At 39.5% G+C, this 12,088-nt stretch carries 10 protein-coding genes; 6 read left to right on the top strand and 4 right to left on the bottom strand.

The genetic code is table 11. The annotated features are described in order from the left end of the window. Positions 1-144 precede the first annotated feature (144 nt). The 3 genes from pdhA (at position 145) to hisS (ending at position 4,344) form a co-directional block, all read left to right on the top strand. On the top strand, positions 145-1,140 hold the full coding sequence (pdhA, locus tag PL_RS14395; RefSeq protein ID WP_041878627.1) for a pyruvate dehydrogenase (acetyl-transferring) E1 component subunit alpha: 996 nt from the start codon (positions 145-147) through the stop codon (positions 1,138-1,140). A gap of 31 nt (positions 1,141-1,171) precedes the next feature. Then, positions 1,172-2,821 (top strand): pyruvate dehydrogenase complex dihydrolipoamide acetyltransferase, encoded by a 1,650-nt coding sequence (locus PL_RS14390; RefSeq protein WP_041878625.1) that lies wholly within the window; start codon positions 1,172-1,174, stop codon positions 2,819-2,821. A 122-nt stretch (positions 2,822-2,943) separates the two neighbouring features. Continuing rightward, positions 2,944-4,344 (top strand): histidine--tRNA ligase, encoded by a 1,401-nt coding sequence (gene hisS / locus PL_RS14385; RefSeq protein ID WP_041878623.1) that lies wholly within the window; start codon positions 2,944-2,946, stop codon positions 4,342-4,344. Here the strand turns inward: hisS and PL_RS14380 are convergent. The 4 genes from PL_RS14380 to PL_RS14365 all read right to left on the bottom strand — a co-directional run bounded on the left by PL_RS14380 (position 4,341) and on the right by PL_RS14365 (position 7,873). Continuing rightward, positions 4,341-5,111: a dienelactone hydrolase family protein gene (locus PL_RS14380; RefSeq protein WP_041878621.1), complete on the bottom strand. Its 771-nt coding sequence runs from the start codon at positions 5,109-5,111 to the stop codon at positions 4,341-4,343. The genes hisS and PL_RS14380 overlap by 4 nt on opposite strands. A gap of 50 nt (positions 5,112-5,161) precedes the next feature. Further along, positions 5,162-5,632, bottom strand: coding sequence for a nuclear transport factor 2 family protein (locus PL_RS14375; protein WP_041878619.1), 471 nt, complete (start codon positions 5,630-5,632; stop codon positions 5,162-5,164). 284 nt (positions 5,633-5,916) lie between these two features. Next, positions 5,917-7,251: an ABC1 kinase family protein gene (locus PL_RS14370; RefSeq protein WP_235324439.1), complete on the bottom strand. Its 1,335-nt coding sequence runs from the start codon at positions 7,249-7,251 to the stop codon at positions 5,917-5,919. Continuing rightward, positions 7,220-7,873: a TetR family transcriptional regulator C-terminal domain-containing protein gene (locus PL_RS14365; RefSeq protein ID WP_041878641.1), complete on the bottom strand. Its 654-nt coding sequence runs from the start codon at positions 7,871-7,873 to the stop codon at positions 7,220-7,222. Before PL_RS14365 ends, PL_RS14370 begins: the two co-directional genes overlap by 32 nt. A 206-nt stretch (positions 7,874-8,079) precedes the next feature. Between PL_RS14365 and PL_RS14360 the strand changes: the two genes are divergently transcribed. From PL_RS14360 to PL_RS14350, 3 genes are all read left to right on the top strand, one after another. Continuing rightward, positions 8,080-8,424 carry a hypothetical protein gene (locus PL_RS14360; protein WP_041878617.1) on the top strand — a complete coding sequence of 115 codons (345 nt, stop codon included), beginning with the start codon at positions 8,080-8,082 and terminating at the stop codon, positions 8,422-8,424. Positions 8,425-8,606: 182 nt separating this feature from the next. After that, complete coding sequence (locus tag PL_RS14355; protein WP_041878615.1) at positions 8,607-10,925, top strand: TonB-dependent receptor; 2,319 nt, start codon at positions 8,607-8,609, stop codon at positions 10,923-10,925. Between the two features lie 128 nt (positions 10,926-11,053). Then, on the top strand, positions 11,054-12,043 hold the full coding sequence (locus PL_RS14350) for an alpha/beta fold hydrolase (protein ID WP_041878613.1): 990 nt from the start codon (positions 11,054-11,056) through the stop codon (positions 12,041-12,043). Positions 12,044-12,088: the final 45 nt, after the last annotated feature.

The raw sequence follows: 12,088 nt of genomic DNA, 5'->3' as shown, positions 1-12,088 counted from the left end.
ATATGTTATCCAAATGTATTTTGTTGAAATGTGTGAGTTATTAACATTTTACGGTCATTGATCACATCCATTTTACACTATTCCTTCGATATATTACAATAAAAAAGTAGATTTGCTCTCATAAATAAAAATCAATAGCCAAAAATGAGTGCAGTAGAAATTAATAAGGATACCTATCTGAAGTGGTTTGAGTCGATGTTACTGATGCGTAAGTTCGAAGAGAAAACTGGTCAACTTTACGGACAACAGAAAATCCGTGGTTTTTGTCATCTATATATCGGTCAGGAGGCTGTAGTTGCCGGAGCGATTTCTGCATTACAACCTGAAGATTCTATGATCACCGCTTATCGTGATCACGCTCATGCTTTGGCGAAAGGTGTAAGTGCAAACGCTATAATGGCAGAGATGTATGGTAAAGCTACCGGCTGTTCCAAAGGTAAAGGTGGTTCAATGCACATGTTTAGCAAAGAACATAATTTTTATGGTGGTCACGGAATTGTAGGTGGACAAATACCATTAGGTGCGGGTATCGCATTTGCTGAAAAATATAAAGGGACTAAAAATGTAAACGTTTGTTATATGGGTGATGGTGCAGTTCGTCAGGGCGCACTGAATGAAGCCTTTAATATGGCAATGTTATGGAAACTTCCTGTAATCTTTGTTTGTGAGAATAATGGTTATGCGATGGGAACTTCTGTAGAACGTACAACAAATATGCTGGATCTGTATAAAATCGGTTTAGGATTTGATATGCCATGTGCTCCTGTAGATGGAATGGATCCTGTTGCTGTTCACAATGCAATGGATGAAGCAGCTCAGCGTGCGCGTAATGGTGAAGGACCAACATTTTTAGAAATGAGAACTTATCGTTACCGTGGACATTCTATGTCTGATCCTGCTAAATACCGTACTAAAGATGAATTGGAAGAGTATAAAGCTAAAGATCCGATTGAATCAGTAAGAGAAACTATTCTTAATGAAAAGTATGCTGATCAGGCGTGGATTGATGAAATTGAAGCTAAAGTGAAACAGATCGTGGATGAATCTGTAAAATTTGCTGAAGAGTCACCATGGCCAGAAGCATCAGAATTATATACTGATGTTTATGTGCAACAAGACTATCCATATATCCAAGATTAATTTTACAACATATTTCAATTGATATTATAGAATGGCTGAAGTAGTTAAGATGCCCAAAATGAGCGACACCATGACCGAAGGGGTGATGGCTAAGTGGCATAAAAAAGTTGGCGATAAAGTTAAAAGTGGAGATGTTCTGGCAGAAGTGGAAACCGATAAGGCTACCATGGATCTTGAATCCTACTGGGATGGCACCATCCTTTTTATTGGTGTAGAAGAAGGTAAAGCTGTTCCTGTTGATGCTGTAATTGCAGTTATTGGTAAAGAAGGCGAAGATTATAAAGCTGCTCTTGATGCTGAAGGTGCTTCTGCACCGGCAAAAGAAGAAAAAGCTGCAGAAACAAAACCTGCTGAAGCGGCTCCTGCAGCTGAAGCAAAAGGTGCTGCAGTAAGTGATGCTGATCTGGAAAAACAAGGTGTTACTGTAGTACGTATGCCTTTGTTAAGCGATACTATGACTGAAGGCGTAATTGCTGAATGGCATAAAAAAGTAGGTGATAAAATTAAGAATGATGATATCCTGGCTGATGTAGAAACCGATAAGGCTACTATGGAGGTAATGGGTTATGCAGACGGAACTTTGTTACATATTGGTGTAGAAAAAGGTGCTGCTGCTAAAGTAAACGGTATTATTGCAATAGTAGGTCCTGAAGGATTTGATATCAGTGGAATTTTAAGTCAGGGTGATGCTCCGGCTAAACCTGCTGCTGACAAATCGGATGCTCCGGTAAAAGAAGCAGCTGCTGCTCCTGTTGCTGAAGCACAGGAAGAACAACATAACGCTGATGGCTCACGTCTGAAAGCATCTCCTCTGGCAAAAAGAATTGCAAAAGAAAAAGGTATAGATCTTTCACAGGTTTCAGGTAGTGCTGATGGTGGTCGTATCATTAAAAAAGATATAGAAAACTTCAAGCCTGCTGCTGCGGCAAAAGCAGCTGATGCTGGTTCAGCCCCTGCAGCTGAGAAACAGGCACCTGTTCTTGCTCAGTATATAGGAGAAGAAAAATATACAGAGAAACCAGTTTCTCAAATGCGTAAAGTAATCGCGAAAAGATTATCAGAAAGCTTATTTACTGCTCCGCACTTCTATCTTACGATGAGTATTGATATGGATGCTGCTATGGATGCGCGTACTAAGATGAATGAGTTCTCTCCGGTTAAATTGTCATTCAATGATTTAGTGATTAAAGCTGTGGCTGTTGCGTTAAAACAACATCCTAATGTGAACTCTTCATGGTTAGGTGATAAGATCCGTTACAATGAGCATGTTAACATTGGTGTAGCTATCGCAGTAGAAGACGGACTATTAGTTCCGGTTGTACGTTTTGCTGATGGAAAACCATTGTCACGTATCTCGGCTGAGGTCAAAGATTTTGCGCAACGTGCAAAAGCAAAAAAACTACAGCCTTCAGACTGGGAAGGTTCAACTTTCACCGTATCTAATTTAGGTATGTTCGGCATTGAAGAATTTACAGCTATTATTAATACTCCTGATTCTTGTATCCTGGCAGTTGGTGGGATATCACAGGTTCCGGTAGTTAAAAATGGTGCTGTTGTTCCAGGAAATGTAATGAAAGTTACTTTAAGCTGTGATCACCGTACGGTTGATGGGGCTACAGGTGCTGCATTCCTGCAAACATTCAAAGCATTATTAGAAGAACCGGTAAGATTATTGGTTTAATAATTTTAAATATGAGTTAAAAAGCTGCTTCGGCAGCTTTTTTTGTGCCTTTTAATGTCGTTTTAAGCTTAATTATAAACTTAAACTGGCTCTTGGTTTTGTAATTTTGTACTTTTGCCCCCATGTCAAACATTAAACCGTCTTTAGCAAAAGGAACCCGTGATTTTTCACCTCAGGAAATGGTGAAACGTAATTACATATTTGATACCATTAAAAAGGTATTTAAGAAATATGGCTACGCTGAAATACAGACCCCTGCGATGGAAAACCTTTCTACGCTGACGGGTAAATATGGCGATGAGGGAGATAAACTGATTTTTAAGATTTTAAATTCAGGAGACTATCTTTCTAAAGCTAATGCAGCTCATCTGAGCGCATTAAATTCCAATGCACTGATTTCCTCAATCAGTGAGAAAGCATTACGTTACGACCTCACTGTGCCCTTTGCACGCTATGTAGTGATGCACCAGAATGATATTTCTCTTCCTTTCAAACGTTTCCAGATACAACCGGTATGGAGAGCCGACAGACCTCAAAAAGGACGTTACCGTGAGTTCTTCCAGTGTGATGTGGATGTAGTGGGATCTGAAAGTCTGCTGAATGAAGCTGAATTTGTACTGATCTATCAGGAAGCGTTATGTAATTTAGGCATGACAGATTTTACAATTAAAATCAACAACCGGAAGATTCTTTCAGGAATTGCAGAGATTATCGGTAAACCAGAACTGATCATAGACATGACTGTTGCCATTGATAAACTGGATAAGATCGGTTTTGAAGGGGTGACAAAAGAATTGCTGGAAAGAGGATTTACTGAAGATGATATTACCAGGCTAAAACCAGTAATCTTACTGGAAGGGACAAATGCTGAAAAATTAAACCGGTTAAAAGAGGTATTAGCAGGTTCTGAGATCGGACTAAAAGGAATAGCAGAGATTGAAACCGTATTTGCTTATGTGCAGGGGCTGTTGAAAAACAGCGATCTGAAACAACCTGATCTGGAGCTGGATATCACACTTGCCCGTGGTTTGAATTACTATACCGGTTGCATATTTGAGGTAAAAACCAATGAAGCAGCGATGGGGAGTATCTGCGGTGGTGGACGTTATGATGATCTGACCGGAATGTTTGGTTTGAAAGGACTGACAGGAGTGGGTATTTCATTCGGGGCTGACCGTATTTATGATGTTTTACAGGAGCTGAATCTGTTTCCTGAATCGGCTGCTGCCGGAACAAAGGTTCTGATCAGTAATTTTGACGCGGAATCTGAACTTTATGCGCTACCGCTGTTGCAGCAATTAAGAGATGCAGGTATTGCTGCCGAACTTTACCCATCTGCTGCGAAACTGAAAAAACAGATGAGTTATGCTGATGCAAAATCTATTCCTTATGTGATTCTGATAGGGAGCGATGAGTTGCAGAGCGGCATATTGACTTTTAAAAATATGCATACAGGAGAGCAGCAGAAAATTACCGCCGCTGCTATCGTAGAGCTGCTTCAAACTGAAATATCAGCCGGTTAACCGGCTAATATTTCATCGAAGAATAATAACATATGTTTCCATGATCTTTTCGCTGCCAGCTCATTGTAAGCTGCACCTTTCGAATTATCATTACCTGCATCAGGGTCAGTAAATGCATGTACTGCATTAGCATATTCAATCATTTGCCAGTCTGCCCTGGCATTTCTCATTTCCTGCTGAAAACCCAGGACCTGTTCCGTGGTCATTGAAGGATCATCTGCGCCATGCAATACCAGAACCTTTGGTTTAATAACCGCTGTTTTTCTTTCCCCCGCATATTGACCTAAGCCACCATGGATAGAAACGACCCCTTTGACTGGTAAATTAGCCCTTGCAGCTTCTATTGCACCTGTGCCGCCAAAACAATATCCAATAACAATTATCCTTGAAGGATCTGCACCTGCCTTAATCAGCTGTTGTAAAGCCAGGCTGATTCTTTGCTGGTATACACTGGCATTCTTTTTATAATAGCCTGATTGCTGACCTGCTTCTTTGGTATCCTTTGGATAATTTCCTTCTCCATATATATCGGCCACAAACGCATAATAACCCTGTTGGGCTAATTTAGCCGCTGTTTCTTTAGCATTGTTGTCAATTCCTTTCCAGGCCGGAAGAATCAGTATACCTGCTTTTTTTTGAGTAGCCTTTGCCGGTGCAATTACCAGACCATTCAGTTTTTGTGCGCCATCATGGTAGGCAACCGGTTTTAGCTGTGCAAAGGTGCTTGATACTACAAGCGTCAGAACAAGTGTAAGTGCTGGTTTCATATGATTTTTAGGGTATAAACAAAAGATGAATTTATATTGTTTAGCTTGAGTTAAGAATGAGCGGCCATATATAAACGCAGATTTTCTGCAGCCCGTTTACGTATCTTGTTCTTCAGGAAATCAGTCCAGCCTAACAGTAATCCGGGTAATCCCAAAGCCTGTCTTGACCAGTTATAGAAGCTGAAATTATCTTCATGTTGTACAATTTTCCCGTTTTCAAACCTGAACGATGCTTTGATACTGTTAACGACCTTTTTTCCAGTTGCAGAAAAAGTATAATGTGCAACCCATTCTGCAGAGCCGGTTTGTTCATCCGCTTTAACGTGATTGTATTCCACACGCATATCTTTTCCACTTTTAATCAGCATTTCCCACATGCAACGTACCTGTGCAGTGTTTAGATTTCTAAATGCAGCGTCATTGAAAGTTGCGTGATCAGCATAACATTCCTGCATAGCCTTAAAGTCTTTATTTTTAAAAGAGGTATAGAAATGATGAATCAGTTCTTCGTTGGTTTTCATAGTGGTATCAGGTTGTAGATATTGAGATTTTGATTACACTAATATATATAATAATTCTAGCGTACTAAATCTCTGATTCAGTTGAATATCTATATATTAAGATGTGAAAATTGCTTTTCGGCAGAGACGTGTTGAAATGTTAAAAAATATTTGCAAACTCAATGAAACCTTTTTAGTTCATTTACGTCTTATATACAAGTTTTTAGGTTAGTAGAGGTATAGTTGTGGCGACTATACCTCTACCTTTGTTATAGATACAGACCCTTTTCAGGATGCATAAAGACTTAAATATGCGGATTATAGGTATCCGTTTTCACCACTGCTTTTAGCTCCTGTAAAATAGTGTATAAACCAAAATTTGTACGGTTGATATAAATAAAGTGTTTTACACCTCTTGCCTGTTTAAACTCCGGCATTTTAGTGATCTTTTCACCATAAGCATACAATTGAGCAAAGAACTCCGGCTGGCTGAAGTCAAATGTTTTACTCGTATAAGGTTTGGCAAATAATTGTATCATTTCAAGATATGCCTTATAATAAAATTCGATCTGTGCAGCATCATCACCCGGATGTATCATTTCCAGTTTCCTGAAAGCCTCAATCGTTTTCTTTTTATCATTAATAATATCTGAGGAAATCAGCGAAAAGAAGGGCACATAGAAATCATCCGGCATTTCTTTGATACAGCCAAAATCTATCACTCCCAATTTTTCATCCGGTGTGATCATGAAATTACCAGGATGTGGATCTGCATGTACCGCTCTGAGTTCATGTTGCTGGAAATTGTAAAAATCCCAAAGTGCCTGCCCGATTTTATTTCTGAGTTCCTGTGATGGATTAGTCTGAAGAAACTCCTTTAAATGGAGACCATCTATCCAGTCCATCGTAATAATCCGCTTGCCCGAAAGATCGGGATAGTAAGCAGGAAAGACCACATTCTTCAGGTTTTTGCAAGCCAGGGTAATCTCAATAGAACGGCGAACCTCCAGTTCATAATCGGTTTCTTCCAATAATCTTTCCTCTACCTCCCTGATGTAGATATTAAGCTCCTTCTCGCTCATCCCCAATAGACGGAAAGCAAAAGGTTTTACTAATTTCAAATCCGAAGAAATACTGTCTCCGACTCCGGGATACTGGATTTTCACGGCCAGCTTTTTTCCATTCAGTTCAGCCTCATGCACCTGGCCTATAGAAGCTGCATTAGTAGAAACCAGGTTGAATTTATCATAGATAACCTCCGGTGTCTTACCGAAATTTTTGGTAAATGTCCTTACAATCAACGGGCCTGATAGCGGAGGTGCATTATATTGTGATTGCGTGAATTTGTCCACATATGATTTGGGAAGTATGTTTTTATCCATACTGAGCATTTGTGCGATCTTCAGCGCACTGCCCTTCAATTCACTTAGTGATTTATAAATATCGGTAGCATTATCCTCATTCAGTTCATCCCTGCCCAGCTGCGGATTAAATAGCTTTTTAGAATAGTGCTTAATGTAATTTCCTCCAATCTGAAAGCCTGTTTTTACAAATTTAGCAGAGCGTTCAGTTTTGGTTACGGGTATACTGTTCTGTTCGGCCATGTCATTATCTGCTTCTGGTTTCAGCAAATTTCCCATTTCTGGATAAGAATTTACCGTATTCTAAAAGATTGTCAATAGGAGAACGCTGGAATAAGTCGAAGGTCACATTGATTCCTTTTTCAATGGCTTCGTCGGTTTTTTCAAACTCAGTACTGTCATCATTAACCCAGAAATTCAGGATAAAGGCAAACTGAACCCAAAGAGCATCCTTGTATCTTTTGCTGAAGAGTTTGCGGTCTGCGAGTTCACCACTTTCCAGACCCTCATTAATCAGTTCATCTGCAAAGTTTTCAAAAATTGGTTTTACTCCTGACAGGACCTGAGGAGTAGCAAATCTGTCTTTGTGGCTTTTAAGGCTATAGACGATAAAGCTTCTGTGTTTTTTTAGTAATTCCACATAACTGTAGAAAAACGAAAGCATTCTGTCCCTGGATGAATACTGTGCCCAGACTTCCTGCTGTTGAATTGCATCAATAGTTTCGACAGTGAGGTCTGCCCATACCATTTTTTCAATACTTTCAAAAGAACCATAGAATTCATAAAACTCAGCTTCTGATATCTTCAGTTTTTTAACAAAACTATAAACAGATTTAGGTTTTTCGTCCTGCGTTAAGACATAGTCGATGTAAGCAGTTCTGATTTGTTGAGACGTTGCCATATCTTTTATTTTTATTAACGATTTATAATCCTGAATAGTTTTAAGCACAGCGTAATCAGGCGGTATCAGACTGAATAAAAGCATTCTGATGACATATCACTGCAGAACCACAACAGGTTGATCTTCTGGCGTCTTTTTAAAGATATAAAAGCAATGTTACGAGAACATTACCTGAATTATAGAGATTTGATTACTTTTGTGTTGAATTGAACAACAGACGCTTACATATCAACCGTATTCTTGCGACGCTGCTGCTTTGGGTATTTGCCATTGCACTGACGCCGTGGAGCTCGCTTCATCATCATGAAGTGCAGTCAGACTATTGTGCTGGAAACGGGAAAGAATGTATGCATAAAGTGCATGTGGGAAGTGAGAGACATAACTGTCTGATCTGTTCCGCACATTTCGAAAAAGATTATTATACTGTCGCAGTAGCTTATAAGGCAAAACCTGAAAGCAAGCCCATCGTGCGAAACTATGCTTTGACAGGATCTTTTTATATTGCATTAATCAGTACCTCCCTCCGTGGTCCCCCTGTCGTGTTAGCTTAAAAATCTTCTGATTCAGGTTATAACTGTCCCGGTTTTTCCAGTGCGGTTATATACCGGTTGCTGAATATATCTTTCTGATATATTGCTGCACCAGTCAATTTTATTCAAAAAAGAAACACACACATATGAAATCTGAATGACCTTACCGGTTCATGAAAGATTCATGATCATTATAAAAATATATGAAAAAGATACATCTATATTTAGTTGTACTGTTAACTGTCTTTACTTTTACCGGCGCATTTGCTGCTGATCTGGCAGAAATCAAAGGTAGAATTATTGATGCTCAGACTAAAACACCATTACCGGGTGCTTCAATCACTATTCCTGATTTGCGCACATCAGCTATTACTAACCAAAATGGAGAATTCATCTTCAAAAATATACCGGCACGTGGCCGTTTTCTTGTTCAGGTAAGCTATATTGGCTATAGAACAATTACCCAGTCGATAGATCTTTCGAATGTTGGAAAACTGGAATTTGCTTTAGAGCCAAGTGTGATTGAAGGACGGGAAGTGGTGATTACCGGCTCAGCTTCAAGCTCAGATAACCGTAAAAACAGTACTTCAGTATCTACTGTCAGCAAGGCTGATTTATTATACCGTCCGTCTACAAATCTGATGGATGCTATTTCAAGGGTGCCGGGCGTTTCGCAGATTACTACCGGCCCTGCAATTTCCAAACCAGTTATCCGTGGTTTAAGCTATAACCGTGTTGTGACACTAAACGATGGAGTAAAACAACAGGGACAGCAATGGGGTGATGAACACGGAATTGAAATCGATCAGTACAGTGCAGACCGCGTAGAGGTATTAAGAGGCCCTGCCAGTTTAATGTATGGTTCAGACGCACTCGGTGGAGTAATTAATATTCTGGATGGATTACCGGCACCGGACGGAACTTTAAGAGGTGAATTCCTGACTAATTATGCGACCAATAATGGTCTTACAGGAAGTTCATTAATGTTACAGGGTAACGAAAATGGCTTTATTTATAAAGTACGTGGTTCTTATAAAAATGCCTATTCTTATAAAACACCAACAGAATACGTACCTAATTCAGGATTCAATGAGACAAATTTTGAAGGACAGATTGGGCTGAACAAGAAATGGGGATATGCACATTTAGACGCGTCAAGTTTCCGTACAAATATTGGTTTTTACGAACCGAAAAGAAATGAAGCAGGTCAGCTGGTAGGAGAAGACGATCAGCCATTCACAGATGCCCAGAATAAAGACAGAACGCTGGCTTATCCGAAACAGGACGTCCGTCACTATAAGATTGCTTTAAACAGTAATATCCTTTTAGGAGACGGAAGTTTAAAAACTACTTTAGGTTATCAGCATAATTTGCGCAGAGAACTGGGGACAGCAGGAGAAGGTCCGGATTTGTTTCTGAACAGTTATACCTACAGTTATGATTTGAAATACTCCTTCAAAGAAATCAACGGCTGGGCACCGGTCGTAGGTGTTTCAGGGGAATATATCCATAGTTTAAATACTACAGGGAAAGAACAGCTGATTCCTGATTTTGATACTCAGGCTTTTGGTGGTTTTGCATTTGTTAAAAAGACATGGGATGATGATACTTTTAACGCAGGTATTCGTTTTGACTACAGAAAAATGACGGGCAAAGAGTTTCATGGTGATTCAGACTATCCTGCATTCAGCAATAAGTTTTCACATGTGACCGGAGCATTAGGCTACACCCATGAATTTAATGAGGCTTTTAGTTTTAAAGCGAATGCCGGAAGTGCTTTCAGAGCACCAAATATTGCTGAACTGGCATCAAACGGTGTGCATGAAGGTGTATTCCGTTATGAGGTAGGTAACCCGAATCTTAAACCAGAGCAGAGTTATCAGTTTGATGCTTCCTTTGATTATGAAAATCAATATATAAGTGCAAGTCTGGGTGGTTTTGCCAATTTTATTAATCATTATATCTATTACAATACCGACGGGACAACCAAAAAGGTAGATGACAGAGATTTTCCGGTATATAACTTTGTACAGAACAATGCCTTTTTACGTGGAATAGAAGCCTCTTTAACTTTACACCCGGTTAGTTTCATCCATTTTGAAAATGGATTCTCTTATACCAGGGCAACTAATCGCACGACTAAACAATCATTACCATTTATTCCTGCAGCAACTTTACATAATGAATTACGTTTTGAGCCAACTATCGCCGGAACCTCACATTCTTATGTTTCAGTAGGTATTGATAATTATTTCAAGCAAACTAAAATCGATAGTTTTGAGACCTCAACTTCAGGTTATACTTTGTTGAACGCATCGGTTGGAACAACACTGAAGTTAAGCAAGAATCAGGATATCACAGTTTATATAGCTGGAAAAAACCTGTTGAACAAAGCTTATTATGATCATTTAAGCCGTTTTAAACCAGGAAGATTAAGCGATGAAGATCCTACACTGGGTATCTATAACATGGGGCGTAATATCACCTTTGGTGTGAATATCCCATTTACTTTAAAAAAATAACAAACACACACACGTTTGAGACGAAACCCCGCTTCCTGTATAAGGAACGGGGTTTTTCTGTAAAATAATCGTTAGTTTTAGAACTTTCGGCCTTTTACTTTGTTTCTAGGCTACAATCAGTAAAATATATGTTCAAAAAACTACTTCTACCCGCTCTTCTATTATTTAGTATTTCCCTGTCGGCTTCCGCACAACAAACAGATACACTGTCTGTTACTTTAGAAAATGTCAAATATGCTTATCCCGTAAAATATTTCCCCATCCGTACAGAAGGACAGGATATACGTATGGCCTACATGGATGTTGCCCCGGTACAAAATGCAAATGGGAGAACTGTAGTTTTGTTTCATGGTAAAAACTTTGGCGGATACTACTGGACTAATGTGATCAAAGCATTAACCAGCAGAGGATTCAGGGTAATTGTGCCTGATCAGATCGGGTTTGGGAAATCGTCAAAACCTTATATTCATTACAGTTTTCATCAGCTGGCCCGCTGGAATAAAGCTTTGTTGGATACCCTGGGTATTCAGAAGGCAAGCATTCTGGGACATTCAATGGGAGGCATGCTGGCTACGAGATTCGCTTTAATGTACCCTCAGGCTACTGAAAAGTTATTACTGGAAAACCCTATCGGACTGGAAGATTACCGTGCATTTGTGCCCTATGTCACTACAGAAGATCAATATAAAACAGAACTTAAATCAACAGCAGAAAGCATAAAGAAATACTATCAAAGCTCTTATTTTACTGTTTGGAAACCAGAATATGATGAATTGGTAAGCATTGCTTCCGGAGTAACACTGAGTTCCGATTACCCACGATGGGCTAAGGTTGCTGCAATGACTTTTACTATGATTTACGAACAACCTGTTGTTTATGAATTTCAGAATATCACAGTTCCAACGATTCTCTTTATTGGTAAGGAAGATAAAACTATCGTCGGAAAGGGATTGTTAAGCCCGCAGGAGCAGGCGCTTCATGGTCAGTACAAAATATTGGGGAAGCAGATTGCGGCGAGAATACCGGGTGCCAAGCTGATAGAATTTGATGGTAGCGGACACATTCCGCATTTGGAAATACCTACCGAATTTACCGTAGCCCTGTTGGGTGGTTTATAGAACCAGCAGAACCGGTAACCGAATTATTCTTTTACCAGAGCAGAA

Source organism: Pedobacter lusitanus (genome assembly GCF_040026395.1).
Taxonomy (GTDB): domain Bacteria; phylum Bacteroidota; class Bacteroidia; order Sphingobacteriales; family Sphingobacteriaceae; genus Pedobacter; species Pedobacter lusitanus.
Note: the sequence above shows the minus strand (reverse complement) of the source record. Positions and strands in the feature narration are given on the sequence as shown.